Annotated in this window: 23 protein-coding genes (1 of these 23 only partly in view); 14 read left to right on the top strand and 9 right to left on the bottom strand. The window is 65.6% G+C overall.

The window, feature by feature from the left end:
* Positions 1-2: 2 nt before the first annotated feature.
* Positions 3-680 carry a ribulose-phosphate 3-epimerase gene (rpe, locus tag JI59_RS10640; RefSeq protein ID WP_007012729.1) on the bottom strand — a complete coding sequence of 226 codons (678 nt, stop codon included), beginning with the start codon at positions 678-680 and terminating at the stop codon, positions 3-5.
* A gap of 342 nt (positions 681-1,022) precedes the next feature.
* Between rpe and JI59_RS10635 the strand changes: the two genes are divergently transcribed.
* Positions 1,023-1,547 carry a DUF2141 domain-containing protein gene (locus tag JI59_RS10635; protein WP_420798895.1) on the top strand — a complete coding sequence of 175 codons (525 nt, stop codon included), beginning with the start codon at positions 1,023-1,025 and terminating at the stop codon, positions 1,545-1,547.
* A gap of 75 nt (positions 1,548-1,622) precedes the next feature.
* Here the strand turns inward: JI59_RS10635 and JI59_RS10630 are convergent, their stop codons facing one another.
* Genes JI59_RS10630 through JI59_RS10620 form a run of 3 tightly spaced genes read right to left on the bottom strand, consistent with a single transcriptional unit; the run spans position 1,623 to position 4,368 of the window.
* Complete coding sequence (locus tag JI59_RS10630) at positions 1,623-2,402, bottom strand: nucleotidyltransferase family protein (protein WP_038576007.1); 780 nt, start codon at positions 2,400-2,402, stop codon at positions 1,623-1,625.
* Positions 2,399-3,313 (bottom strand): hypothetical protein, encoded by a 915-nt coding sequence (locus JI59_RS10625; RefSeq protein ID WP_007012732.1) that lies wholly within the window; start codon positions 3,311-3,313, stop codon positions 2,399-2,401. The genes JI59_RS10630 and JI59_RS10625 overlap by 4 nt, the downstream gene beginning before the upstream one ends.
* An 11-nt stretch (positions 3,314-3,324) precedes the next feature.
* A complete protein-coding gene (locus tag JI59_RS10620) occupies positions 3,325-4,368 on the bottom strand; it encodes a diacylglycerol/lipid kinase family protein (protein ID WP_007012733.1) in 1,044 nt (347 codons plus the stop codon).
* A gap of 163 nt (positions 4,369-4,531) precedes the next feature.
* On the opposite strand from JI59_RS10620, the gene JI59_RS10615 reads away from it, so the two are divergent.
* Together JI59_RS10615 and JI59_RS10610 are read left to right on the top strand one after the other, a co-directional pair.
* The gene (locus JI59_RS10615; protein ID WP_007012734.1) at positions 4,532-5,668 is read left to right on the top strand and encodes a CDP-alcohol phosphatidyltransferase family protein; all 1,137 of its coding nucleotides are present in this window, start codon (positions 4,532-4,534) and stop codon (positions 5,666-5,668) included.
* A 2-nt stretch (positions 5,669-5,670) separates the two neighbouring features.
* A complete protein-coding gene (locus JI59_RS10610) occupies positions 5,671-6,096 on the top strand; it encodes an HIT family protein (protein WP_038576004.1) in 426 nt (141 codons plus the stop codon).
* A gap of 100 nt (positions 6,097-6,196) precedes the next feature.
* Here the strand turns inward: JI59_RS10610 and JI59_RS10605 are convergent, their stop codons facing one another.
* Positions 6,197-6,955, bottom strand: coding sequence for a phosphocholine cytidylyltransferase family protein (locus JI59_RS10605; protein WP_007012736.1), 759 nt, complete (start codon positions 6,953-6,955; stop codon positions 6,197-6,199).
* 149 nt (positions 6,956-7,104) lie between these two features.
* On the opposite strand from JI59_RS10605, the gene JI59_RS10600 reads away from it, so the two are divergent.
* The 3 genes from JI59_RS10600 to JI59_RS10590 are packed head-to-tail and all read left to right on the top strand — an operon-like array spanning position 7,105 to position 13,364.
* Entirely contained in the window at positions 7,105-8,454 is a 1,350-nt protein-coding gene (locus JI59_RS10600; protein ID WP_038576002.1) for a lipopolysaccharide biosynthesis protein, read from the top strand.
* Between the two features lie 45 nt (positions 8,455-8,499).
* Positions 8,500-9,717 (top strand): M20 metallopeptidase family protein, encoded by a 1,218-nt coding sequence (locus tag JI59_RS10595; RefSeq protein WP_007012738.1) that lies wholly within the window; start codon positions 8,500-8,502, stop codon positions 9,715-9,717.
* A 26-nt stretch (positions 9,718-9,743) separates the two neighbouring features.
* The gene (locus JI59_RS10590; protein WP_007012739.1) at positions 9,744-13,364 is read left to right on the top strand and encodes a hydantoinase B/oxoprolinase family protein; all 3,621 of its coding nucleotides are present in this window, start codon (positions 9,744-9,746) and stop codon (positions 13,362-13,364) included.
* Here the strand turns inward: JI59_RS10590 and JI59_RS10585 are convergent.
* Positions 13,361-13,651 carry a GNAT family N-acetyltransferase gene (locus JI59_RS10585; RefSeq protein WP_007012740.1) on the bottom strand — a complete coding sequence of 97 codons (291 nt, stop codon included), beginning with the start codon at positions 13,649-13,651 and terminating at the stop codon, positions 13,361-13,363. The two genes, JI59_RS10590 and JI59_RS10585, sit on opposite strands and share 4 nt — an antisense overlap.
* A 79-nt stretch (positions 13,652-13,730) precedes the next feature.
* Here JI59_RS10585 and JI59_RS10580 point away from each other — a divergent pair, with 79 nt between their 5' ends.
* Positions 13,731-14,726 carry a threonine aldolase family protein gene (locus tag JI59_RS10580; protein WP_038577465.1) on the top strand — a complete coding sequence of 332 codons (996 nt, stop codon included), beginning with the start codon at positions 13,731-13,733 and terminating at the stop codon, positions 14,724-14,726.
* Positions 14,723-15,640 carry a DMT family transporter gene (locus tag JI59_RS10575; protein ID WP_007012742.1) on the top strand — a complete coding sequence of 306 codons (918 nt, stop codon included), beginning with the start codon at positions 14,723-14,725 and terminating at the stop codon, positions 15,638-15,640. Before JI59_RS10580 ends, JI59_RS10575 begins: the two co-directional genes overlap by 4 nt.
* Here the strand turns inward: JI59_RS10575 and JI59_RS10570 are convergent.
* Together JI59_RS10570 and JI59_RS10565 are read right to left on the bottom strand one after the other, a co-directional pair.
* Positions 15,617-16,399, bottom strand: a complete 783-nt coding sequence (locus JI59_RS10570; protein WP_007012743.1) for a Rossmann-fold NAD(P)-binding domain-containing protein — start codon at positions 16,397-16,399, stop codon at positions 15,617-15,619. The two genes, JI59_RS10575 and JI59_RS10570, sit on opposite strands and share 24 nt — an antisense overlap.
* Positions 16,396-17,712: a M48 family metallopeptidase gene (locus JI59_RS10565; protein WP_007012744.1), complete on the bottom strand. Its 1,317-nt coding sequence runs from the start codon at positions 17,710-17,712 to the stop codon at positions 16,396-16,398. The genes JI59_RS10570 and JI59_RS10565 overlap by 4 nt, the downstream gene beginning before the upstream one ends.
* A gap of 80 nt (positions 17,713-17,792) precedes the next feature.
* On the opposite strand from JI59_RS10565, the gene pepN reads away from it, so the two are divergent.
* The 6 genes from pepN to JI59_RS10535 all read left to right on the top strand — a co-directional run bounded on the left by pepN (position 17,793) and on the right by JI59_RS10535 (position 24,829).
* Positions 17,793-20,447 (top strand): aminopeptidase N, encoded by a 2,655-nt coding sequence (gene pepN, locus JI59_RS10560; RefSeq protein WP_007012745.1) that lies wholly within the window; start codon positions 17,793-17,795, stop codon positions 20,445-20,447.
* A gap of 13 nt (positions 20,448-20,460) precedes the next feature.
* The gene (pgeF, locus tag JI59_RS10555) at positions 20,461-21,237 is read left to right on the top strand and encodes a peptidoglycan editing factor PgeF (protein ID WP_007012746.1); all 777 of its coding nucleotides are present in this window, start codon (positions 20,461-20,463) and stop codon (positions 21,235-21,237) included.
* Positions 21,238-21,502: 265 nt separating this feature from the next.
* Positions 21,503-22,036, top strand: coding sequence for a ubiquinol-cytochrome c reductase iron-sulfur subunit (gene petA / locus JI59_RS10550; protein ID WP_007012747.1), 534 nt, complete (start codon positions 21,503-21,505; stop codon positions 22,034-22,036).
* 23 nt (positions 22,037-22,059) lie between these two features.
* Positions 22,060-23,343, top strand: coding sequence for a cytochrome b (locus JI59_RS10545; RefSeq protein WP_007012748.1), 1,284 nt, complete (start codon positions 22,060-22,062; stop codon positions 23,341-23,343).
* A 28-nt stretch (positions 23,344-23,371) separates the two neighbouring features.
* Positions 23,372-24,208, top strand: coding sequence for a cytochrome c1 (locus JI59_RS10540; RefSeq protein ID WP_007012749.1), 837 nt, complete (start codon positions 23,372-23,374; stop codon positions 24,206-24,208).
* Between the two features lie 84 nt (positions 24,209-24,292).
* Entirely contained in the window at positions 24,293-24,829 is a 537-nt protein-coding gene (locus JI59_RS10535; protein WP_007012750.1) for an adenine phosphoribosyltransferase, read from the top strand.
* Positions 24,830-24,855: 26 nt separating this feature from the next.
* Here JI59_RS10535 and JI59_RS10530 read toward each other — a convergent pair whose 3' ends face one another.
* On the bottom strand, positions 24,856-25,027 hold the end of the coding sequence (locus JI59_RS10530) for a malonyl-CoA decarboxylase domain-containing protein (RefSeq protein ID WP_007012751.1). The gene runs 1,190 nt beyond the window's last position; 172 of the gene's 1,362 nt are visible here — the last part of the coding sequence; its start codon lies beyond the right edge, outside the window; its stop codon occupies positions 24,856-24,858.

The following is a 25,027-nucleotide window of genomic DNA, read 5'->3' as shown; positions in this document are numbered from 1 at the left end:
TGTCAGTCCGTATTGTCCGGGGCGAGGCCCTTCAGCGTCCGGATGTTGGACGCATATTTCGTGGGGCCGCCGCGGAAGGTGGCGGAGCCAGCCACCAGCACATCGGCGCCTGCGGAGACGCACAGCGGCGCCGTTTTCGCATCGACCCCGCCATCGACTTCGAGGCGGATGTCGCGGCCCGACTTGTCGATCATCTTGCGCACCGCCTCGATCTTGCGAAGCTGGCTGGAGATGAAGCTCTGGCCGCCGAAGCCGGGATTGACGCTCATCACCAGGACGAGGTCGATCTCGTCGATCAGATAGTCGAGCATCTTGGCCGGCGTTGCCGGGTTGAGCGAGATTCCGGCCTTCTTGCCGAGGTTCCTGATCGTCTGCACCGTGCGGTGCACGTGCGGGCCTGCCTCGGGATGGACGGTGATGATGTCCGCGCCGGCGTCGGCGAAAGCCTCGAGGTAGCTGTCGACCGGCGAGATCATCAGGTGGACGTCGAAGGTCTTGGCGGTGTGCGGACGCAGCGCCTTCACCACGGCCGGGCCGATGGTGATGTTGGGCACGAAGTGGCCGTCCATCACGTCGACGTGGATCCAGTCGGCGCCCGCTTCGTCAATGGCGCGCACTTCCTCGCCCAGGCGCGAAAAGTCTGCGGACAGGATCGAGGGCGAGATCAGGGGGGCAGTCATGAGGGAAATCGAGGCTCCTTGGATAACGATGAATAAAGCACCAGATATTGTGCGGACAAGGACGAGGAAGCCCGTTTTCCACACGCGATATTGGGTCAAGGCCCGAATAGGGACAGTTGCCGCGATGCGAAATGGGAACTTCGCGGGCCGGGTCGGATTTTTCTTCGCGATGCGTCCTTGCGCGAAACTGCCGCCTGTCTGGAGGCTTGCGCGACAATTCAGTTCGCATTCACGGCGGACAGGCCAGATTGGCCCCAAGAAAAGGTGGAGATGACATCGCCTTGCTCTTGCGGCAATACCGCCGCGAATGGAGCGAAATCAGTCCATTACATGGAAGCGGAAATGAACACGACCTTCCCGAAGGGATCGATCGGAATGAAGAAACGACTGACTGCGGGATTCGGCGCTCTCGCCGCGATCGGCCTGGCGACGGCTTCGCCGGCCATCGCGCAGTACCGCAACGAGATTCACAACGATATGAGCCGTTGTACTGCGGGTTCCGGACCGGCGGTCATGGTGACCGTCGATGGCGTCAAGGCGTCGCAGGGCAAGCTGCGCATCCAGAGCTACCGGGCCAATTCGTCGGAGTGGCTGACAAAGGGCAAGTGGCTTTCGCGCATCGAGGTTCCGGCCAAGGCGGGCACGATGACCTTCTGCCTGCCCGTGCCTGAATCGGGCACGTACGGCGTTGCCGTGCGCCACGACCTCAACGGCAACGGCAAGACAGACATCATGAGCGACGGCGGCGGCATGTCGAACAACCCGTCGATCAACATCTTCAACCTCGGCAAGCCGAGCTACACCAAGGTCGGCGTTCCCGTCGGCGACACCGTGAAGTCGATCCGGATCGAGATGAAGTACATGTGATCGGTGTGCCTGCGCGGATCGAAACTTTTCAAGGTTTCCTTGCCCCGTATGGCGGGACGGTGCGCTTTTCCCGGCTTACTGCGCCATCTTTCGCGATGCCATGATTTCCCGGGCATCGGCGAGGTCTGCAGGCTTGTCGACGTCGACCGCGGCCAGGCCGTCGCGCGCGGCGACTAGCCGGGCCTCGATGCCGACCCGGCGGCCCATTCGGGCAATGGCCGCCGCCAGCGTCAGGCGCCCCAGCGCATAGTTCACCAGCATGCCGATCCCCAGTTTCGCGGCGATCCGCCAGGGACGCTTGCGATCTGCCTCGACCATTTTCCAGGTCCGGATCGCGGCATTGGCATTGTCTCGGGCGAGCAGGAACAGGTTGCAGCCCGACCACCAGCCATCGGCGAAGCGCAAGTAGGTGCGCTTGCTCCCGGGCATGGCGCGCTCGATCGCCTCGCGCCGGGCCAGCAGGATGGCGACGTCGGCATTGCCGGGCGTATCGGCGAGAAAATCGGAAACCCATTCCGCACGCAGCAGCGCATGGTCTGAAGTCGTGACCAGCATCGGTGCGCCCAGCTGCGCGAAACCGGCTTCGACGCTGGCGCTCGGTCCGGCGGCGGCTGGGACGGCCTCACAGCCCAGCTCGGACGCCAGGGCGATTACCTGAGCATCGTTCGTCGCCACGGCCAGGCGCGCGATGCCTGCATCCCGCAGCGCGGAGACGACATGGGCGAGCATCGGCCTGCCGTCGATCTCGACAAGGGCCTTGTGGCTGACGCCTTCGGCGCCGGCTACCGGGTCGGGCACTCCGGGGCGCGATCCGGCAAGAATGAGGGCTGATACAGGGGCTTGGGTTATGCTCACGCGGCTTCTTTGGCGTTGGCGGCTTTTTTCGCACGCCAAACCTGCCAGAGCACGCCGGGTGCGGCAAGCACCGGATGACGCTCGCGCCAGGGCGTAAGGGCGACATGAATGCCGGTGTGCCGCTCGATCTTCCAGGCGGCATAGCGCGCTGCGCCGTCGAAAGTGGTCGAGGCCTTGAGCAGGCGCATGAAGTTGTAGGGCTTGCCCATGCGTTGCCGTTTCTTCCACCAGCCGAGCAGGCGGGCCCGGCGGGCGGCGCTCAGTTCCGGGCGGATGACGCTGTCGGCAGCTCGGGCGAAGTCGATCCGTTCGGCCACGAGTGCCAGCGGCAGGAGGCCATCGAAATGGGTGCGGTTGGCAGAGAGGATGGAATCCTCGCGACCGGCTTTTTCGACCCGGAATTCGGCGGCATAAGTCGCACGGAACAGGGCGCGCCAATAGTCTTCGGGAGTGCCGGTCTCTGGACCCAGGGCAACCGCCAGCCGGGCGGCGGTCCGTGCCGCCAGGGCGATGGACTCGGCCATGGCCGCGCCGGCCGCTTCATCGCGTTGCCATGCCAGGGCGCTGGGCTGGACGAAGCGGGCCCAGATCGTCGTATCGAGCAATTCGCCCGAAGCCGCGGCGCGAAACGTCTCGAGCGCCATCGTCGCGACCTTGGCGCGCAGCGTGACGCCGGTATGGCCCCATTCGTGATAGCTGACGCGCGGCCAGATCTTCTCCACCTGCGGCCCCGCCGTCAGGACGTAGAAATCGAGCACGCCTTCCAGCGAGCCGGTCCTGAGGTTGGAGCCGTAGAACAGGACGGCCAGTGCGCCGGCCTCTTTTCCAAGGCGTTCGGCGAAGGCGCGTACTTCGGGTTCGACGGGCCGGTTGAGAGCGGCCGTCACGCGTCCAGCGAGATCCTCGCTCATTGCTCAGCGGCTCACGGGACGACGAAGGTAAGCTGCGGGCCTTCGTCGAGGATATAGCGGCCGGCCGGGAAGGCCTCGCCGTCGAGGATGAACGTTCCGCCGAGGTCGATGTCGACGTCGCTGGCGCAGAAACGATGTACGCCCGCGCGCTTGAGGAAACGTCCGTAGAAGCCGAAGAGCATGGCCGGGACCAGCATGATCACCCAGCGTACCGGCCAGTCGACCACGGCCAGCTTCATCCCGGGAGGCACATTGCTGCCGAAGGGCCGCGCGCCGAGAGGAAACTTCTCGAAAGTCGTGGCAAAGGTCATGAGCCGCTCGTCGTCCCTGCCCGGGCCTGTGCGCGGCAGGGCGCGGCCGGTGAAGCGGTCGACGAGGCGGGTCGGGGTGCATGCGCGCCACGGGTTGCCGGCGCCGCCGAACAGCGCCTGGATGACGGCCCAGAGGATCGAGAGGCCCACGGCGAAGCTGTTGAAGGCGCCGCGGCGATGCGCTTCCTGGCCTGCCTCGGTCGCCAGCGAGAAAGTGCCGGTGCCGAAGATGAAGCCCTGGATGCAGCCGCCCGAGCCATCCGCCGGGGAGACGCGCAGGGGCCGGCGGGTCACGGTATTGCCGTTCTGCGCTGCAGCAAGCGCTTCGGCCAGCGACCAGTGATTGGGCAGGCCGAGATCGACGGTCAGCGCGTTGGTCTTGCCTTTCGGCAGGACCATCAGCGTAGGCCAGTCGTTGCCGAAAATGTCGGCGCCGCAGGTCAGCACGTCACGCACGGTACCGTCGCCGCCATCGACCACGAGGTAGTCTATGCCGCGCCGCGCAAATTCCGCGAGCGTATGGTGGAGATCCTCGCGGGTGCGGGGCGTCTCGGTCAGGATGTTGGAGCAATCTGCCATTTCCGGCGCGATGCCCTTGTTGCGGTGGCTGCGCGGATTCCGGACGATCCCGACCAGCGGGACGGCACGTCCACGGCGGACGCGCGAAGTGGAGCGAGAATGACTCTCACTTCCCTGCTTGCCGAAGCTCGGCAGCGATTCAAACTCGTAAATCGATCCGTACACGGGCGTCTATGTAATGCCGCCCGAGCCGAAAATCACTATGAAACATGGTTTGACACAGGAAAGTTACACTTCTGTGGCGAAGGTGCACCGTCGCGTGAGCATGCGCTCGGCTGGCGACGACGGCGATTGCCAGCCCCGGCGGCCTCGACTAGTTCGGGACCCCATGGTCGAAAATTCGCAAGTGCTGCCGGTCGTCACGATCGGCGAAAACCCCGTAAAGCTGTGGGGACTGGATGTCTCCGAACGCGTGGCCCGGATTGCGCGGGCTTCCAGGCTCACACCTGCCGACACGGTGCCCGAAGAGGCGGCGATCCTGTCCGCGGCCGCCTTCGCCTGGGACCCGGCATGGTTCCGGCACATCGTCACCCAGCCGGGCATGGTGCTTACCCTCGGGGGCGTTCCGGCGCTCGCGCATGCTGCAGATGCGAACCAGACGCGCCGAATCGCCGAGGCCATGGCGGCGGGAGTGCCGCTGGCCGACACCGCAGGGATGACGGTGGTCGCTTTCGAGACCGGGCCGACCATCGAGAACAAGCAGCTTCGCAAGCGCGAAACGCCTTTCCTGCTCCCGCTGCGCAAGGATACCGTCCGCCAGCTCGAGCGTGCCAGCTATTTCGGCGCCTACAAGGGCGTGACCGACCTGCTCACCAAGTACCTCTGGCCGGAATGGGCCCTGGTGCTGACCCGCATCTGCGCCAGGCTGCATATCACCCCGAACATGGTGACTTTCGTCGGCGCGGTGTTCTGCGTGGTCGCGACGGTCCTGTTCGCACAGGGCCATTACTGGTCGGGCATGGCGGCCGGTCTGGTGTTCATGGTGCTGGATACCGTGGACGGCAAGCTCGCCCGGTGCACGATCACCTCTTCCTACTGGGGCAATATCTTCGATCACGGCATGGACCTCGTTCATCCGCCGTTCTGGTGGTGGTTCTGGGCCACCGGCCTTGCCAGCTGGGGCCTGGCCTACGACACGGCGACCTTCTGGTGGGTGCAGGGCGCCATCCAGGGCGGTTATGTCGTCCAGCGTCTGATCGAAGGCGTGTTCATGCGCCAGAACGGCATGATGCACATCCACGTGTGGCGCCGCTTCGACAGCCGGTTCCGCCTGATCACTGCGCGCCGCAATCCCAACATGGTGATCCTCTTCGTCGCCATGCTCTTTGCGCGGCCCGACATCGGCCTGATCGCGGTGGCTTGGTGGACGGCGCTATCCTGCCTGGTCCATGCGATCCGCCTCGTGCAGGCATGGAATGTGCGGGCCAGGGGCGGTACGATCACTTCGTGGCTTTCGGAGGACTGACGATGAACGTGACGATGGAGAAATTCGGCTACCCGGCAACGCTGGTCGCCGAGTTCGACCACTGGGTCGTCCTTGCCCGTGCGGCGCAGCCGACGCTCGGTTCGCTGGTGCTGGCCGCCAAGTCCGAGGTTACCGCCTTTGGCGAACTGCCGGCCGCGGCCCACGCCGAGCTCAAGCAGGCGACAAGCGCCATCGAGGCGGCGCTGGGCAAGGCGGTGGGATATGCCAGGCTCAACTACCTGATGCTGATGATGGTGGATCCCAACGTCCATTTCCACGTGATCCCCCGTTACGAGGGATCGCGCGAATGGCAGGGCCGTGAATTCGTCGACTGCGGCTGGCCGAAAGTGCCCGACCTCGGGCACGCGGTAGCGCTCGAAGGCGAGGATCTGGCCGCTCTGGTAAGCTGGCTCAAGGGCTTCTTCTAGGCTCCGGACTTGCTCCGGAGGACGGGGCCCGCCTCAGTGCAGGCCCCCGATGGATCAGGCCTCCGATGGATCAGGCCCCAGTCGATCAGGCCCCAGTCGATCAGGCCCAGGTGTCGGTCAGCTTGGTCGCGATCTCGATGTCGTTGAGGAAGTCCACCTCGGCCCAGTCGAGGCCCTCGATCGAAACCGTGCCGACCTTGCCGGTGGGCGCAATCGAATCGATGACCTTGAGGTACCAGTGCTGCACGCCTTCGGGGGTGCGCATCGCCTGGCGCACGGTTTCGCGGAACAGTTCGGCGCCTTCGCCGCGGAAGGCGAGAAAGCCGATGGATTCGGAATTGGATTGCTCGGCGGTCAGCGTCTTGCCGATATGGACGAGGCGGCCGTCGGCTTCGCGTTCGACTTTCATGTCGTCGCTGTCATAGCCTTCCGGCTTGACGTCGACGGTCACGGCCACGGGCCAGGTCTTGCCGTCCCTGTCCGTCGCGCCCTGCTGCACGCGCTGGACGATCTCCTCTGAGATCAGCGTGTCGCCGTTGAGGATCAGGAAGTCGCCGCGCATCGCCTCGCGCGCGATCCAGCAGGAACCGAGGTTGTCCGCGACTTTGTAGAACGGGTTGAAGCGGATCGAGATTTCAACGCGCGGATCGCGGATCGCCATGAGGTGCTCTTCAAGCATGTCGGTCATGAAGCCGGTGACGACGTCGATCCGCTTCACGCCGCCGCGGGCAAGCATTTCGATCTGCCACTCGATCAGCGACTTGCCGGAGAAGTCGATCAGGCACTTCGGTCGCTCGGCCGTGAGCGGAAGCAGGCGCGAGCCCTGGCCGGCGCTGAGGAGGATGGCGTGTTCGATCATGGTTTCAACTTGGCTGGTTGGGGCAAGCCGCGCCCTCTAGCCCCAAAGGGGAAAAATAGAAAGGTGCCGGTTTATCGCGGCACGCTTTGCCTTATTTGCATCTCGTGAAACCTTGCAAGTGAAACGGTGCTCGTCCAAATGCACCCGTGATGTCCGCCAAACGCGACCGCCTCGAGAATGCTTCTCCCCTCCGGCGGATACTTCAGAACACGGCCTGGCTGCTCGGCGGCAAGGGATTCGGTGCCGTCTGCGGCCTCGCTTACCTTGCGATCCTGACGCGAACGCTGGGGCTGAAAGACTTCGGCCACTTCTCGCTGATCTTCGGAACGGCGCAGGCGCTGATTGCGATTGCGGGCTTCCAGACCTGGCGCGTCGTCGTGCGCTACGGCAGCGAACATGTGCATGCCGAGGACTGGGGCAAGTTCGGCCGCCTGGGCATGCTGTGCGGGATGCTGGACGCGGTGGGTGCGGTCATCGGCTGCGGCCTGGCGGCGATCCTGATCTATGGCTTTTCCGGCGTTCTCGAACTCAACCCCGCCTATATCGACATCGCATTCTATTTTGCCTGCGGATCGCTGTGGGCGCTGGTATCGGCGCCGACCGGGATCGTGCGCGCGTTGCACCGTTTCGACATGGCGGTCTATGTCGAGGCGGTCGTGCCGACCGGGCGCCTGATTGCGGCGCTCACGATCTGGGCCACCGGGCCGAGCGTGGGAAGATTCCTCTTCGCCTGGGCCGCTATCGATGTCCTCGAGGCGATTCTGTACTGGGCCATGGCCCGCCGCCTCTGTCCGCAGGCCGTGCGCCTTTCGAACCTTGCCAAGTGGCGCCAGGCCTTCGCCGAGAACGAGGGCGTCGGGCATTTCTTCATGGTGACTTACGCCGGAGCGACGATAGAGGCGACCATGAAGAACGGGCCGCTGCTTGCCGTCGGTGCCTTCGTCGGCACGCGCGCGGCCGGTCTCTATCGTCTTGCCTCGCAGCTATCGCAGTCCCTGAGCAAGCTTTCGACGCTGCTCACGCGCTCGGTCTATGCCGAAGTCGCCCGTGCCCGCGTCTCGACCGAATTTGCCGAATTCCGCAAGCTGGCGCTGCAGACCAGCCTTATCGCGGGCGCTGCGGGCCTCGTGGTGGTCGTGATCGCTCTGCTGATCGGACGTCAGTTGCTGGAGCTGATCGCCGGGCCCGACTTCGAGCAGGGCGCGGCGATCCTCGTGCCGCTGGCAATCGCGGCCAGTTTCGATCTTGCCAGCGTCGCCTTCGAACCGGTTCTCCATTCGACCGGGCGGGCGCGCCTCTCGCTGGTGGCACGGCTCTTTGCCGTCGCCGGTCTGGCCGTGGGGCTCTACCTGTTCATCCCCATCGGGCCTGCGGGCGCGGCATGGGCCGTGGCGCTGGGCGGGGCGATCTCCTATCTCGCCATGGGCCTGATGTCCTGGCGCACGCTGCAGAAGCTGAGGCGCCACGAAATCGAACTGGTCGACAAGCCGGAAGCATGAGTAAAGCCGGCTCGACAGGCGGGTGACCATGTCTATCATGGCACCATGCCTCCCAGTTCCCTGATTGCCGAAGCCGCCCGCATTTCCGACCGCATCGTTTCGCTGCGCCGCTCGATCCACGCCGAGCCCGAAATCGGCCTGCACACGCCCCTGACGCGCGACAAGATCCGCGAAGCGCTGGCGCACCTGCCGCTCGACTGGAGGGAAGGCCCATCGACGACGGGCCTTGTCGCCACGCTGAAGGGCGGGGCGGGGCCGGGCCGCTCGGTGCTGCTGCGCGGCGACATGGACGCCCTGCCGATGCCCGAGGAAACCGGCCTCGATTTCGCCTCGAAAGTGCCGGGCGCGATGCATGCCTGCGGGCACGATGCCCATGTCGCGATGCTGGCCGGCGCGGCCGAGATCCTCTGCGCCCAGTCCGATAGCCTCGCAGGCGAGGTGCGCTTCATGTTCCAGCCCGGCGAGGAAGGCTATCACGGCGCGCGCTTCATGCTGCAGGACGGACTGCTGGGCGGCGAGGGTTTCGACCGGCCGCTGCCCGACGCCGCCTTTGCCCTGCATGTCATGCCCAATGCCCCCCACGGCCTGATCGGCGGTCGTAGCGGGCCCCTGCTGGCCGCGGCGGACCAGATCGAGATCGTGGTGACCGGGCGCGGCGGCCATGCCTCGATGCCGCACCAGACGCTCGATCCGGTGCCGGTCGCCTGCGAGATCGTCACTGCCATCCAGGCGATGGTCGCGCGCAAGTTCAGCGTGTTCGACCCGGTAGTGGTCACGATCGCGAAGATCGAGGCCGGCACCGCGCACAACGTCATCGCCGACGAGGCCCGAATGATAGGGACGATGCGCAGCCTTTCGGCAGAGAACCGGGCGCGCCTCAAGAAGGACCTTGCCGTGCTGGCGTCCGGTATCGCCGGGGCGCACGGCATGACGGCGCAACTGAACACGGTCGAGGGCTTCCCGGTCACGGTCTGCCATGAAGAGGCGGTCGGCTTCGGCGAAGACGTCGCGCGCCGGATGTTCGGCGAGCAGGCGTTCCTGCGCCTGCCCGATCCGATCATGGGGGCTGAGGATTTCGCCTATGTGCTGGAAAAGGTGCCCGGCGCGATGTTCTTCCTCGGCGTGGCGCACGAAGGGGCGGATTGGCAGCATTGCTGCGGCATTCACTCGACCAGGATGATCGTCGACGAAACCGTCATGCCGCAGGGCGCGGCCTACCTTGCCGGGCTCGCCGAGGGTTTCCTCGATCGCGGTTTCGCCTGAGGCAGCAGGGCTGCGGACGCCACGTCATGAGCAATCGCAATCGGGAAGCCGGTCTCTGGCAGTTCTGGGTAGACCGGGGCGGCACCTTTACCGATGTCGTGGCCCGGGCGCCCGGCGGCCGGTTCAAGCGCCTGAAACTGCTTTCCGAAAGTCCCGGCGCCTACGACGATGCTGCGGTCGAGGCGATGCGCCGCCTGACCGGCGTGCGAGAGGGTGAGCTGCCGCCGGCGCAGCTTCGGCTTGGTACCACGGTGGCGACGAACGCCCTGCTCGAACGCAAGGGCGAGCCGGTTCTGCTCGCCATCACACGCGGCTTCGGCGATGCCCTGCGCATCGGCACGCAGGAGCGCCCGGACATTTTCGCACGGCACATAGTAAGGCCCGAACCGCTGCACGGCGCGGTGATCGAGGTCGACGAGCGCGTCGGTGCGGACGGGGCCGTGTACCGGCCGCTCGATGAAAATGCTGCGCGTCAAGGGCTGCAGCATTTCTTCGATCGTGGCCTGCGCGCCATCGCCATCGTCCTCATGCACGGCTATCGCCATGTCGCCCACGAGGCGGCGCTGGCGCGGATCGCGCGCGAGGTCGGCTTCACGCAGGTCTCGGTCAGTCACGAGGTCGCACCGCTCATCAAGCTCATCGCGCGCGGGGATACCTCGGTCGTCGATGCCTATCTTTCGCCGGTGCTCGACCGCTATGTCGCGGGGCTCGAAGCGGGGCTCGGGCCGCAGGTGACGGCGCTCTACATGCAATCGAGCGGAGGGCTGGCGACCGGCGCAGCATTTTGCGGCAAGGACGCGATCCTGTCCGGGCCTGCGGGCGGTATCGTCGGCATGGCGGCAATCGCGCGCGAGGCCGGTTTCGATCATGTCATCGGTTTCGACATGGGCGGGACCTCCACCGACGTCTCGCATTATGCCGGACAATACGAGCGCGACAGCGAGACGCGCGTCGCCGGTGTCCGCGTTCGCACGCCCATGATGCGGATCGAGACCGTTGCCGCGGGCGGCGGGTCGATCTGTCATTTCGACGGGGCGCGCTTCCTCGTCGGGCCGGAAAGCGCAGGTGCCGTGCCCGGTCCGGCCTGCTACCGGCGGGACGGCCCGTTGGCGGTGACCGATTGCAACCTCCTGCTCGGCAAGCTTCGGTCGCAGCATTTTCCCCGGGTCTTCGGCCCTCACGGGAATGAGCCGCTATCGCTCCATGCTGCGCAGCATAAGATGGACGAAGTGCTGCAGCAGGTGCGTGCAGCAACCGGCAGGGCCCTGTCGCGCGAAGAGGCGGCGGAAGGCTTCCTCGAGATTGCGGTCGCCAACATGGCCAATGCGATCAAGACCGTTTCCCTGCGCCGCGGGCACGACATGACGCGCGCTGCGCTCGTCACCTTCGGCGGGGCCGGCGGGCAACATGCCTGCAAGGTGGCGGATGCGCTCGGGGTCGGCACGGTTCTGTGCCATCCGCTGGCAAGTGTGCTGTCCGCCTATGGAATGGGCCTTGCCGACCGGCGCGTGCTGCACGAGCGGACGCTGGCGCTGCCGCTCGAGGCGCGCAGCATGGACGATATCGGGCGCGCGGTTGAGGCGCTTGGCGCGCAGGCACGCGGCGATCTGGTCGCGCAGGGTGTCGCGCTCGACACCATTACTCTGGAGGCTACCCTGGCGGTGCGCCCCAAGGGCAGCGAGAATGCCATCGAGGTGCGCCTGGGCAGCCTTGCCGTCATGCGCGAAGCCTTCCGCGAAGGCTGGCTGAACCGCTTCGGCTTCGGCGCGGGCAGCGACCTGATCGCGGAGACCTTGCGGATCGAGGCGGTCTCCGCCGCGCAGGATGCAGGCGGCGTGACGCTGGCTCTTCCCGGCAACTCCGGCCCACCTGCCGATCATGTCGATATCTTCACCGGTGGATCGCAGCACCGTGTGCCGCTCTACTTGCGCGCCGATCTGGCCGACGGTTTCGAGGCCGATGGTCCGCTGCTCGTGGTCGATGACGTTTCGACCACGGTCGTCGAACCCGGCTGGCAGGTGCGTGTCGACCGGTTCGGCAATCTGCTGCTCACCCGGGTCAACGCGCTGCAGGTGGCGCAGGCGCGGACCACCGCCTGCGATCCGGTGCGCCTTGAGATCATGGGCGCGCTGTTCATGGCGATTGCCGAAGAGATGGGCGCAGCGCTGCAGTTCAGCGCCAGCTCGGTCAATATCCGCGAGCGTCTCGACTTCTCCTGCGCCGTGTTCGACCGGGAGGGCAGCCTTGTCGCCAATGCGCCGCACATGCCGGTGCACCTGGGCTCGATGGGCGAGAGCGTGCGCACGATCCTGGCGCGGCGCGGCGATGCGAAGGACGGGCGCGGTCTGCTGCCGGGCGATGCCTACGTGCTCAATGCGCCCTACGATGGCGGCACGCACCTGCCGGACATCACTGTGGTCATGCCGGTCTTTGCCCATGATGACGAGAGCGCCCCGGCCTGGTTCGTCGCGGCACGCGGGCACCATGCCGACGTCGGCGGGATCAGCCCGGGATCGATGCCGCCGCGCAGTCGCTCGCTAGGCGAGGAAGGCGTGCTGATCGACAACGTGCTGCTGGTCGACCGCGGCGAGTTGCAGGAAGCGGCTATGCGCGCCCTGCTGGCCTCGGGACCCTATCCTTCGCGGGCGATCGACCAGAACATCGCCGACCTGCGGGCGCAGGTCGCCGCCTGTACGCGCGGCGCTTCGGAACTGCGCCGCATCGCGCGCGAGCAGGGGCGCGGGATCGTCGACGCCTACATGGCCCATGCACAGGCCCACGCCGAAGCTGCGGTCCGCTCGCTGATCGACAGGCTGGCCGACGGTTCGTTCCGCGTGCAAATGGACAATGGGGCGCAGATCAGCGTGACTGTGCGCATCGACCGCAAGGCCCGCGGCGCGACTATCGACTTCACCGGCACCAGCGAACAGCTTGCCGACAACTTCAATGCGCCGCTCCCGGTCGTGCGCGCAGCGGCGCTCTATGTCGTGCGCACGCTGATCGACGATGCGGTGCCGATGAACGAGGGGTGCCTGCGCCCGATCGCGCTGATCGTGCCCGAAGGATCGATGTTGCACCCGCGCGCACCGGCTGCTGTCGTTGCCGGCAATGTCGAGACCAGCCAGGCCATCACCGATGCGCTGTTCGCGGCTCTCGGCGCGATGGCGGCGTCTCAAGGGACGATGAACAACTTCACCTTCGGCGATTCGCGGCGGCAATACTACGAGACGATTGCGGGCGGTTCGGGGGCTGGCCCGGATTTCGACGGCACCAGCGTTGTCCAGACCCACATGACCAACAGCCGCCTGACCGATCCCGAAGTGCTCGAGACCGGTTTTCCGGTACTGCTCGAAGAGTTCTCGATCCGGCGCGGGTCGGGCGGCAACGGGCTGCACCAGGGCGGCGACGGAGCGACGCGCCGCTTGCGCTTCCTCGAGCCGATGCAGGCGGGCATCCTTGCCCAGCGGCGCAAGGTTGCGCCTTTCGGTCTCGCGGGCGGTGAAGATGCGGCCCCCGGGCGAACCCGGGTGGAGCGTACTGACGGAAGCGTCGAGGATCTGGGCTCGACCGGCTCGGCGCATGTCGATGCCGGCGACGTCATCGTGATCGAGACACCCGGCGGCGGCGGTTACGGCAGGCCTGACTAGGCCCGAACGTCGTTCCAGTCGGGGTGGCGGTTGAACGCGGCCACGACATAGCTGCAGACCGGGGCGACCTTGAACTGGTTTTCGCGCGCGTCGGCCACCATCGCCTCGACCAGCCGCATGGCGACGCCGCGATTGCCGATCTCCGGCGGGACCAGGGTGTGGTCGGCGAAATGGACGCCCTCGCGCTCCACCCAGGTCAGGCGGCCGACGGCATCGCTGTCCGCGACATGGGCGACATATTCGCCGCGCGTATCCTTCTCGTGCTTGGTTATGGTCACTCCGACCATGCGGCATTCTCCGGTGCGTGAATGGCAGCGCCATGCAAGCGCTTGACGCAGGGCGCGAGCCCAAGCAGGGCATATGGCCATGAAGTTCCTCTCCGACAATGCTGCCAGCGTTCATCCCGCGGTCTGGAAGGCGATGATGGCTGCGGACGCGGCCGATGCGCCCTATGACAACGATGCACTGAGCCGCGAGCTTGACGCGCGCTTCTCCGCGCTGTTCGGGCGTGACTGCGCGGCGCTGTGGGTGGCCACCGGCACGGCGGCGAACTGCCTTGCCCTTTCGGCGATGGTGCCCCCGCACGGCGGCACGGTCTGCCACCGGGAAGCCCATATCGAGGTCGACGAGTGCGGTGCGCCCGGCTTCTATATGCACGGTGCGAAGCTCATGCTGGCAGAGGGCGAAAGCGCGAAACTGACGCCGGAGGCGATTGCCGCGGTCGTCGAGCCGATCCGCGACGATGTTCACCAGGTCCAGCCCCATGCGGTTTCGGTCACGCAGGTGAGCGAATATGGCTGTGCCTATCGGCCCGGCGAGCTTTCGGCGATTGCCGACTATGTCAGGGGACGCAGGCTGGCGCTGCATATCGACGGTGCACGCTTCGCCAATGCCGTGGCGTTTCTGGGCTGCAGTCCGGCAGAGGCGGCGCTGGGCGCCGATGCGCTCAGCTTCGGGTTCGTCAAGAACGGGGGCATGGGCGCGGAGGCGATCGTCTTCTTCGATCCCGAGCTTGCGCGCCAGACGCGCTATCGCCGCAAGCGGGCAGGGCACCTGCAGTCCAAGGGCCGTTATCTTGCCGCGCAGATCCTTGCCATGCTCGACAACGATGTGTGGCTCGACAATGCGCGGGCCGCAAATGCCGCTGCGGCCGAGATCGCTGCCGCGGCCGAGGGGCGCCTGCTTCACCCGGTTGAGGCCAACGAAGTGTTTCTTAAGACAAGCGCCGCCGAGCGAGAGGCGCTGCGCGCGCAGGGCTACGAGTTCTACGATTGGGGCATGGACGCGGCGCGGCTGGTAACCGCGTGGGACACCCGGCCCGAAGCGGCTGCCGCGCTGGCCCGGGCGATTGCCGGACTATGAGCGATAGCAATACCGAAGCGGCCGCTTCGCAGGCCAAGGTCGTGGCCGCCTTCCTGATCGTGACTGCGATCTGGGGGTCGACATGGCTGGTGATCAAGGACCAGGTCGGCCTCGTTCCGGCCAGCTGGTCGATCACCTACCGTTTCGCCATCGCCTGCATCGGCATGTTCATCTTCGCGAAGCTGCGCGGCGATCCGCTGCGCCTCTCGCGCGAGGGGATGATCCTCTCGGTCTTCGTGGGTCTCTCGCAGTTCTTCCTGAACTTCCAGTTCGTGTACCGCGCTGAAATGCACCTGACCTCGGGGCTGGTCGCCGTGTTTTATGCGCTGCTGATGGTACCCAATACGCTGCTGGGGCGACTGTTCCTGAAGGAGACGGTGAAGCCGCGCTTCGTCTTCGGCTCGCTGATCGCCATCGCGGGGATTGCCCTGCTGCTGATCCATGAATTTCGCGATGCGCCGCCCGACAGCCGCATTGCACTGGGCATTGCGCTGACTTGCGCCGGATTGTTCAGTGCATCGTCTGCCAACGTGCTGCAGGCCACGCCCGCCGGGCGACGCCAGCTAGTCGTGCCGCTGCTTGCCTGGGCAATGGTCTGGGGCACGCTTGCCGACGCGCTGTTCAGCATCGTCACGGCAGGGCCGCCGGTGGTCGACATGCGCTGGGGCTATCTTGCCGGGATCGCCTATCTGGCGATTTTCGGGTCGGTGGTCTCCTTCCCGCTCTACTTCGTGCTGATCCGTACGCTGGGTGCGGGCCGGGCAGCCTACAACGGCGTGGCCGTTCCGGTCGTCGCCATGGTGCTGTCGACCTTTTTCGAGGACTATCGCTGGACCGCCCTTGCCGGCGGTGGCGCGCTGCTCGCACTCGTCGGCCTGCTCTTTGCGCTGTCAGCGCGGGCGAAGCGCACGTAGGCCTTCGCGAAAGCTGGGATAGCGGGGCTGCCAGCCGAGCACGCGCTTGGCCTTGCCGTTGGCGACCCGGCGGTTCTCCGCATAGAACGAGCGTGCCATCGGCGACAGGTTCGCCTCCTCGAGCGACTGCATCGGCGGCGGTGCGATGCCGAGCAGCGCGCAGGCTTCCTCGACGAGCCGGTTCTGGCTGCAGGGCTCGTTATCAGAGAGATTATAGGCCCCCGGGGCCGCATCGAGACCGGCGATGACCCCTGCGGCGATATCCTCCACATGGGCGCGGCTGAATACCTGCCCAGGCAGATCGATGCGATGGGCACGCCCTTCGGCGAGCCGTTCGAAGATCGACCGGCCCGGACCGTAGATCCCGGGCAGGCGATAGACGCGCGCGCCGCGCCTGAGCCAGGCGGCGTCGGCTTCGGCCCTGGCGACGCGGCGGCCGGTTCCCGTCGGCGCGCCTTCATCGACCCACGCGCCTTCGGCATCGCCATAGACGCCGGTTGAGGACAGGTAGGACAGCCTCTTTGCGCCGAGGGCATCGCCATAGCGCTCCAGAACCGGGTCGAGCCCCTCGCTGCCCGGCGGGACCGAGGAGAGCACGTGATCGGCGTCGGCCAGCGCCATGCGCACGTTGCCCTCGTCTTCGAAGGAGAGGGTACCGTCGCGGCCGGTGGAGACGATTTCCCATCCTGCTGCTTCGAGCCGGTCCGCGATGTAACCGGCGGTATAGCCGAGGCCGAAGATGAACAGGCGGCGCTTCACTTGCGATGTTCTCCGAAGTGCTGGGGCAGGGGGGCGGGATGGACCATCCGGGCATCGGGCACATGGTCCTTCTTCCACTGCATCGCCATGCGCACCCGCGTCGCTCCGGAGGGATGGTCGAAGAACAGCATTTCCTCGACGTGGCCCGGTTCGATCTTGCGATAGTCGGCCAGCTTCATCGCTACCGAGGCGAAGGCGTCGGGTTCGCGTGCGGCGTCGAGGCCGAAGGCGTCCGCCTCGCTTTCGTCGATCCGGATCAGGCTGTTCGTCAGCGGTGTCGCCAGCAGGGAGAGGATGGAGATGCAGATCATCATCACCGGAACCGATGCCGGATCGGAAAGATCCTGAACACCCCAACTCTGGCCATACCGGGCGATAAGCCACGGGGCGATGCGCGCCACGACGAACAGGCACAGGGCGGCAAGGACAACGAAGAAGGCGATGTTGCGCCAGGCATGGCCGAGTACGTAGTGGCCCAGCTCATGGCCCATCACCGCCTCGATCTCCTCGGGCGTCGAGCGGTTGAGGAGATTGTCGTTGAGGCTGATGCGGATCGTCGGACCGATGCCGGAAACATTGGCGGAAATCCGGTCGCTCTGCTTGCTCGCGTCGAAGACGTAGATGTGCTTTGCCGGGACATCGAACCGGTTCGCCATGGCGACGATGTGGTCGCGCAGCGGGCCCTGCGGCATTTCCCTGTAGGTGTTGAACAGCGGCGATAGATAGATCGGCGCCAGCAGCAGCGCGACAAACGCAAAGACAGCGACGATGCCGGTGCCAAGTACCCACCAGCGGCGCGGGAAGCGCCGTATCGCGGCATAGAGCGCGACCAGCACGGCGGTTCCCACTACCAGGCTGAAGGCAAGGGAGATCGCCTGTTCGCCCAGCCAGCCGCCGAATGAAAGGTTCATCAGTCCGTAGGAGCGTTCGCGGATGAACTGGCTGTAGATCGTCCAGGGCAGCGTGAGCACGGAACCGGCGAGCAGGTAGAGCAGCGCGGTTACCGCCGCAATGGCCGAAGGGCGCTGCGAAATCCGGCTGCCCCAGTCCCGGAACCGGGCGGACAGGCGCAAGTGAAGCAGCGCCCAGTCGATCAGCACTGCGATCAGCGTGCCCCACAGGGGTAGCCAGTAACCGCCTTCGAAATAGGCGTCGGACCGGGCGCGGGCGGGGCCTTGCAGCGTGTCGAGCCAGAGCCGCGTCGCCAGGTCGACGTCGAACCCGGACTGCGGCGCGCTTGCCGCCATGGCCGGGCCCGAAAGGATCGCCAACCCCGCGACCAGCATTATCACTGCGCGCTTGCCATGCATCATTCGGTCTTATCCCACCAGACTCCGGGTAAATTCGTACCGCAACGGCTGGCAATCGCAAGGTAAGCCTCTAAATCTAGGGCATGGACATCGCCAGCACTCCCGCCGACTCCGAAGCCAACATGCAGGTTGCCGACGCCGCGCCGCCGCCACAGGCGCCGCCGGTCATCCACCGCGAAGACTACCTGCCGCCCGCCTGGCTGGTGCCGCAGATCGCGCTGGAGTTCGCACTTGGCGTCGATGAGACGCACGTCACTTCGAAGCTTTCGGTGCAGCGCAATCCGGCCGGGAACGGATCGGACCTGATGCGCCTGAATGGCGATCAGATTGCGCCGCTTTCGGTGAGGGTCGATGGCGAGGCGATCAACGACTGGCGGCTAGACGGCCCGGACCTGCTGATCGAACTGCACGGCCAGGCCCACGAGATTGAGATCGAGACGCTGATCAAGCCGATCGCCAACAGCCAGCTGATGGGCCTGTATGCTTCCCATGGGATGTTGTGCACGCAGTGCGAGGCAGAGGGCTTCCGCCGGATCACGTTCTTTCCCGACCGGCCTGACGTGCTTTCGGTCTATTCGGTGCGCATGGCCGGCGACAAGGCGGCTTTCCCGATCCTGCTCTCGAACGGCAACTGTACCGCGCAGGGGGAAGGGGAGAACGGTACCCACTGGGCCGAGTGGCACGATCCCTGGCCCAAGCCGAGCTATCTCTTCGCGCTCGTCGCCGGGAATCTCGTCGCCAACAGTGCCGCTTACACGACCCGCAGCGGCCGCAAGGTCGCGTTGAACATCTGGGTGCGTCCCGGAGACGAGAGCCGCACCCAGCACGCGCTCGATTCGCTGATCGCCTCGATGAAGTGGGACGAGCAGACCTTCGGGCGCGAATACGACCTCGACCTGTTCAATGTCGTCGCCGTTTCCGACTTCAACATGGGGGCGATGGAGAACAAGGGCCTCAACATCTTCAACACCCGTTATGTCCTGGCCGATCCGGACACGGCGACCGATGCCGATTACGATGCGATCGAAGGCGTGATCGGGCACGAGTACTTCCACAACTGGTCCGGCAACCGGATCACCTGCCGCGACTGGTTCCAGCTTTCGCTCAAGGAAGGCTTCACTGTGCTGCGCGACCAGCTGTTCAGTGCCGACATGGGGTCGGAGCCGGTCAAGCGGATCGAGGACGTGCGCGTCCTTCGCTCGGCCCAGTTCCCCGAGGATTCGGGCCCGCTGGCGCACCCGATCCGGCCCGATTCCTACCAGGAGATCTCCAACTTCTATACCGCGACGGTCTATAACAAGGGCGCCGAGGTCATCCGCATGATGCGGACCATGGCGGGGCCGGAGCGCTTCCGCAAAGGCACCGATCTCTACTTCGAACGCCATGACGGCGAAGCGGCGACCTGCGAGGATTTCATCAAGGCGATCGAGGAAGGTGCCGGACTGGACCTCGAGCAGTTCCGCCTCTGGTACTCGCAGGCCGGAACGCCGCAAGTGCAGGTTCGCATGGCCCATGAAGGCGATGCCGTGACCCTCACGGTCAGCCAGGCCGTTCCTTCCACCCCGGGGCAGGCGATGAAGCAGCCCATGCCGATTCCCCTGCGGATCGCCCTGTTCGACCGCGATACGGCCAGCCACGACGGCGAACGGCTCATCATCCTCGACAAGGCCAGCGACACTTTCCGCTTCGAGGGATATGCCAAGGCCCCGGTGCTTTCAGTCAACCGCGGCTTCTCCGCGCCGATCGCCCTCGATGTCGAGCGGCCGGTCGAGGACCTGGTGTTCCTCGCCGCCAGCGACGACGATCCCTTTGCACGATACGAGGCGATGCAGAGCCTTGTCGTTCGCCACCTGATCGCGGCCGTGTCGGACGCCATGAGCGCATCGGCCAAGGCCGCAGAGCGCAACGCCGTGAAGCGCGCCTTCGCCGCCGTGCTCGACGATGTCGCCCTCGATGACCTGATGCGCGGTGAACTGCTGATGCTGCCGCCGGTCTCCTACCTGGCCGAGCAGCTGCTGGTCGCCGACCCGAGCGCACTTTACGAGGCGCGCGAGGATCTCAAGGCATGGCTGGGCCGGGAGCTTTCCGCCTCGCTGCGGGCGCTGCACGACCGCGTTTCCGCGATACCATACAGCCGTGATGCCGGCGCGCGCGGCGCGCGCAAGTGCAAGGCGCAGGCGCTGATCTACATTGCCGCGGCCGATCCGGCCGAAGGGGCGCGCCGGGCCGATACGCAGTACTGGGCGGCGGACAACATGACCGATCGCCAGAGTGCGCTGAGCGTGCTGTGCGGACTTGACGTGCCCGAGCGCAAGCAGGCGCTGGACGACTTCCACAAGCGCTATGAAGGCAACGCGCTCGTCATCGACAAGTGGTTTGCGCTTCAGGCCGGATCCACCCATCCGCTGGTGCTCGACCACATCCGCGACTTGGCGCTGCACCCGGATTTCACGATGTCCAATCCCAACCGGGTGCGGGCGCTCTACATGTCTGCGGCGGTCAATCCCAAGGCATTCCACGATGCCGGCGGGGAAGGCTATCGCACCATCGGCGAATTGATTCGCCGGCTCGATCCGATCAACCCGCAGACTGCGGCGCGCTTCGTCCCGGCCCTGGGGCGCTGGCGGCGAATCGAAGTGGAGCGCGCCCACCTGATGAAGGCAGAGCTCGAGAAGATTGCATCGCTGCCGGATCTGTCGCGCGACGTGCGCGAACAGGTGACCAAGAGCCTTGGCTGACAGCGAGCCAGAGATGACCGGCGCCGCAGCGGTCGAAGTCAACCGGGCTGCACTGCTGGAGGGGTTGCCGCACGGGTTCCTCGGCCGGCGCGGCGGCGTGAGTCGTGGCGCGGTTGCAGGGCTGAACGTCGGGCTCGGCTCGGGCGACGACCCGGACGACGTGGCCGAGAATCGCGCGCGCTCCGTCGCCGCGGTCAAGCCTGGCGCGCGGCTGGTCTCGGTCTATCAGGTCCACTCGCCCGACTGCGTCGTCGTGGGCGGGGATCCGTGGATGGATGACGCCCGCCCGCATGCCGATGCCCTTGTCACAGATCGTCCGGGGCTGCTGCTCGGGATCGTCACGGCCGACTGCGCGCCGGTCCTGCTGGCCGACCGCGAAGCGGGCGTCGTCGGCGCTGCCCATGCCGGCTGGAAAGGTGCCATCGGCGGCGTCACCGACCGCACCGTGGAGGCCATGGAGACGCTCGGGGCAAAGGCGGGCCGGATCGTTGCTGCTGTCGGTCCCTGCATCGCCCAGGCGTCCTACGAAGTGGACCAGTCCTTCTTCGACCGCTTCTGCAAGGACGATTCCGAAAACGTCCGATTCTTCGTGGCGGGCCGGAAAAGGCATCATCATTTCGATCTGGAAGGTTATGTCGCCGCGCGTCTCGAGGCTGCAGGGCTTGCCGCGGTGGAGCGTCTGCGTCTCGATACTTATGCCGAACCGGACCGATTCTTTTCCTTCCGCCTGGCCACGCACCGCAACGAACCCGCCTATGGGCGCGAGCTTTCGCTGATCGGGCTGGGCTGAACCTGCGGCACTTGCCGCAGCAAGCCAGCTTGCAGCGGGACTGGGCGCATCAAAACCGCCAAGGTTTCCTGCGCCTTGTGCCAGACCAAAAAGGCGGTTGGCACGGCGGACTTTCGTGTATATCAGGCCCGCCAAGTCGGTATCGGCCCGGAGCACGTCCGGACTGCGTGCCGTCGAAGGGGGATACCAAGCGTACCATTGGTAAGCTGATGGCTCGTTGTCGGTCCCCCGGCAGTGGGTTGTCGAAAGCAAGGCAAGGGCAAACATGGCAGAAGTAGATGGCGTGCGGCGGCGCGACTTCATCAATATCGCCGCGGTAAGCGCGGCGGGTGTCGCTGGCGTTGGGGTAGTGATTCCCCTGGTCAGCCAGATGTCGGCATCGGCCGACGTTCTTGCGGCTTCGTCGACCGAAGTCGATATCTCCGCGATCCAGCCGGGGCAGGCGATCAAGGCGATTTTCCGCAAGCAGCCGGTCTTCGTGCGCAACCTGACTCCCAAGGAGATCAAGGAAGCGAACGCGGTCGACGTCTCGACCCTGCGCGATCCGCAGACGCTGGAAGAGCGTACCAAGGAAGGCAAGGAAAACTGGCTTATCACCATGGGCGTTTGCACCCACCTCGGCTGTGTGCCGCTGGGTGCCGGCGAGGGTGAGAACCGCGGCGAGTTCGGCGGTTACTTCTGCCCCTGCCACGGTTCTTCCTATGACACCGCCGCCCGCATCCGTAAGGGCCCCGCGCCCAAGAACCTCGAGGTTCCGGAGTACGAATTCACCTCCGATACCGTCGTCAAGATCGGTTAAGGCCAAGAGAGAGGATCACGATCATGAGCTTTCCCTGGGCCAAGGAATACAAGCCTTCCCATCCCTTCATGAAGTGGATGGACGACCGGCTTCCCCTGCCGCGCCTCGTCTATAACGCTGTCGGCAGCGGCTACGAGGTTCCGCGCAACCTCAACTATTTCTGGAACTTCGGTTTCCTCGCGGGGCTCTGCCTCGTGCTGCAGATCGTCACCGGTATCGTGATGGCGATGCACTATGCATCGAACACCGCGGTGGCATTCGACACCATCGAGATGACGGTGCGCGACGTGAACTGGGGCTGGCTGATGCGCTATGCGCACGCCAACGGCGCCTCGGCATTCTTCGTCGTCATCTACATCCACATCTTCCGCGGATTCTTCTACGGTTCGTACAAGGCGCCGCGCGAAATGGTGTGGCTGCTGGGCGTCGTGATCTTCCTGCTGATGATGGCGACCGCCTTCATGGGCTACGTGCTTCCCTGGGGCCAGATGAGCTTCTGGGGCGCCAAGGTCATCACCGGCCTGTTCTCCGCAATTCCGCTTGTCGGTGAACCGCTGCAGCAGTGGCTGCTCGGCGGCTTCGCGCCGGACAATGCCGCGCTGAACCGCTTCTTCTCGCTGCACTACCTGCTGCCGTTCGTGATCCTGGGCGTCGTGATCCTGCACATCTGGGCACTGCACATCCCGGGTTCCTCGAACCCGACCGGCGTCGAAGTGAAGAGCGAGAGCGACACCGTTCCGTTCTATCCCTACTACGTTGCCAAGGACGGCTGGGCGATCGGCGTCTTCGCGTTCCTGTACTGCGCGATGGTGTTCTTCTTCCCGAACGCCCTGGGTCACCCGGACAACTACATTCCGGCCAACCCGATGAGCACGCCCGCGCACATCGTTCCCGAATGGTACTTCTGGCCGTTCTACGCGATCCTGCGCGCGTTCACCCAGGACTTCTTCTTCATCCCGGCAAAGCTCATGGGCGTGCTGGCGATGTTCGGCGCGATCCTGGTCTGGTTTTTCCTGCCGTGGCTCGACAAGTCGCCGGTGCGTTCGGGCTCCTATCGCCCGCTGTACAAGAAGTTCTTCTGGTTCGGTCTGATCCCGGCCATGGCGGTCCTGTTCTACTGCGGCGGTGCGCCGGCTGAAGAACCCTACGTCATGTTCAGCCAGATCGCCGCGCTGTACTACTTCGCGCACTTCCTGATCATCCTGCCGATCGTCTCGGCCATCGAGAAGCCGCTGCCGCTGCCCTATTCCATCACCGAGTCCGTTCTCGGCGAGGATGAGGCTGCCAAGCTCGCTCCCTCGGCGTGATCAACAGCTAGAACGAAAGACGAAAGACATGGCACGCATTCTCTCGATCCTCGTCGGGCTGTTCTTCACGGTAGCCCTGGCCTGGTCCTTCGTGCTCGGCGCCATCACGGCTGCGACTGATCCGTCGCCGCCCACGGCCGAGCATGAATTCCACCTCCTGCCCAAGGAAGTGCACTTCTCGTTCGACGGCCCCTTCGGCAAGTTCGACAACCAGCAGCTTCAGCGCGGCTTCCAGGTCTACAAGGAAGTCTGCTCGGCCTGCCACGCGCTCAAGCATGTCGCTTTCCGCGACCTTGCCGCGCTCGGTTACACCGAAGCTGAAGTGAAGGCGATCGCGGCCGGCTTCACGGTTCCGGGCGTTGACCCGAACACCGGTGAATCCACCATGCGTCCGGGCGCGCCGACGGATTACTTCCCGTCGCCGTTCGCCAACGACGTGGCGGCTCGCGCTGCGAACAACAACGCGGTTCCGCCGGATCTCTCGCTGATCACCAAGGCGCGCCACGAAGGCCCGGCCTATGTGTACTCGCTGCTGACCGGCTTCCAGGACCAGCCCGCCGAACTCCTGAAGGAGTTCCCGGATGCCAAGACGCCGTCGGGCCTGCACTACAACCCGTACTTCCCGAACCTGAACCTCGCGATGGCTCCGCCGCTCACCGCCGATGGCCAGGTCGAGTACGGCGACGGCACCAAGTCGACCGTCGACCAGATGTCGAAGGACGTCGCGGCGTTCCTGACCTGGGCTGCAGAGCCCAAGCTGGAAAAGCGCAAGCAGACCGGCTGGCCGATCCTCGGCTTCCTGCTCTTCGCCACCATCCTGGGCTACATGTCGTACCGGAACATCTGGGCCGACAAGAAGCACTGATAACCCGGTCTTCCGGACCGGAACGCAGGCGCCCCTCCATCTCCGGATGGCAGGGGCGCTTCGCATTTGAAGGAGTGAAAAACCGTGAGTCCCGATGACCTCAAGGCGCTCGTGCGCTCGATCCCGGATTTCCCGAAGCCGGGTATCCTGTTTCGCGACGTCACGACCCTCATGAGCGACGGCCCGGGCTTTGCGGCTGCCGTGGCGATGCTGGCGCAGCGCGTTGAAGCTGCCGGCGCACAAGCCATTGCCGGAATCGAGGCGCGCGGTTTCATCTTTGGGGCGGCGGTCGCGGCGCACTGCGGTGTGGGCTTCATTCCGGTGCGCAAGCCCGGCAAGCTTCCCGTCCCGGTGCTCGCGATCGATTACGCCCTCGAATACGGAACCGATACGCTTGAAGTTGATCCGGGTGCGATTGCTGACGGCGCACGGATTGTCTTGATGGACGATCTCATCGCGACCGGAGGAACCGCGATGGCTGCGCTCGAACTGATCCGTCAGGCGGGCGGTATCGTCGAGGAGGCACTCTTCCTTGTTGATCTGCCCGAGCTTGGCGGTGCCTCACGCCTGCGCGAAGCCGGCGTGGCCGTGGAGGCGCTGCTCGACTTTCCCGGGCACTGACCGGCGCGCCGGCGAAGGCCCCCGTGTCAGGCAGGGAGGGAATCCTTGCCCTTGGCGCCGCTGCGCTTCTTGCCGCCCTTCTTGGTTTCCGTCTCTTCCAGCAGGGCCTGCACCGCTTTCGAATGGGCGACGGTGCCGACTTCCGTCAGGGCGAAGTAGTTCGCCTCGATCTCGTCGAGATCGTAGAGGTAATTGACC

It is taken from the genome of Novosphingobium pentaromativorans US6-1 (genome assembly GCF_000767465.1).
GTDB lineage: Bacteria > Pseudomonadota > Alphaproteobacteria > Sphingomonadales > Sphingomonadaceae > Novosphingobium > Novosphingobium pentaromativorans.
The sequence above is the reverse complement of the archived record's forward strand: the minus strand, read 5'-3'. Positions and strand labels throughout refer to the sequence as shown.

Excerpts from the sequence above, each read along its gene's own strand:
- JI59_RS10575 (WP_007012742.1), top strand. The coding sequence starts at position 14,723 with ATGAGCGATAGCAATACCGAAGCGGCCGCTTCGCAGGCCAAGGTCGTG.
- JI59_RS10635 (WP_420798895.1), top strand. The coding sequence starts at position 1,023 with ATGAACACGACCTTCCCGAAGGGATCGATCGGAATGAAGAAACGACTG.
- JI59_RS10625 (WP_007012732.1), bottom strand. The coding sequence starts at position 3,313 with ATGAGCGAGGATCTCGCTGGACGCGTGACGGCCGCTCTCAACCGGCCC.
- JI59_RS10580 (WP_038577465.1), top strand. The coding sequence starts at position 13,731 with ATGAAGTTCCTCTCCGACAATGCTGCCAGCGTTCATCCCGCGGTCTGG.
- JI59_RS10565 (WP_007012744.1), bottom strand. The coding sequence starts at position 17,712 with ATGATGCATGGCAAGCGCGCAGTGATAATGCTGGTCGCGGGGTTGGCG.
- JI59_RS10590 (WP_007012739.1), top strand. The coding sequence starts at position 9,744 with ATGAGCAATCGCAATCGGGAAGCCGGTCTCTGGCAGTTCTGGGTAGAC.
- JI59_RS10615 (WP_007012734.1), top strand. The coding sequence starts at position 4,532 with ATGGTCGAAAATTCGCAAGTGCTGCCGGTCGTCACGATCGGCGAAAAC.
- JI59_RS10540 (WP_007012749.1), top strand. The coding sequence starts at position 23,372 with ATGGCACGCATTCTCTCGATCCTCGTCGGGCTGTTCTTCACGGTAGCC.
- JI59_RS10600 (WP_038576002.1), top strand. The coding sequence starts at position 7,105 with ATGTCCGCCAAACGCGACCGCCTCGAGAATGCTTCTCCCCTCCGGCGG.
- JI59_RS10595 (WP_007012738.1), top strand. The coding sequence starts at position 8,500 with ATGCCTCCCAGTTCCCTGATTGCCGAAGCCGCCCGCATTTCCGACCGC.
- JI59_RS10605 (WP_007012736.1), bottom strand. The coding sequence starts at position 6,955 with ATGATCGAACACGCCATCCTCCTCAGCGCCGGCCAGGGCTCGCGCCTG.
- petA (WP_007012747.1), top strand. The coding sequence starts at position 21,503 with ATGGCAGAAGTAGATGGCGTGCGGCGGCGCGACTTCATCAATATCGCC.
- pepN (WP_007012745.1), top strand. The coding sequence starts at position 17,793 with ATGGACATCGCCAGCACTCCCGCCGACTCCGAAGCCAACATGCAGGTT.
- JI59_RS10585 (WP_007012740.1), bottom strand. The coding sequence starts at position 13,651 with ATGGTCGGAGTGACCATAACCAAGCACGAGAAGGATACGCGCGGCGAA.
- JI59_RS10545 (WP_007012748.1), top strand. The coding sequence starts at position 22,060 with ATGAGCTTTCCCTGGGCCAAGGAATACAAGCCTTCCCATCCCTTCATG.
- pgeF (WP_007012746.1), top strand. The coding sequence starts at position 20,461 with ATGACCGGCGCCGCAGCGGTCGAAGTCAACCGGGCTGCACTGCTGGAG.
- rpe (WP_007012729.1), bottom strand. The coding sequence starts at position 680 with ATGACTGCCCCCCTGATCTCGCCCTCGATCCTGTCCGCAGACTTTTCG.
- JI59_RS10610 (WP_038576004.1), top strand. The coding sequence starts at position 5,671 with ATGAACGTGACGATGGAGAAATTCGGCTACCCGGCAACGCTGGTCGCC.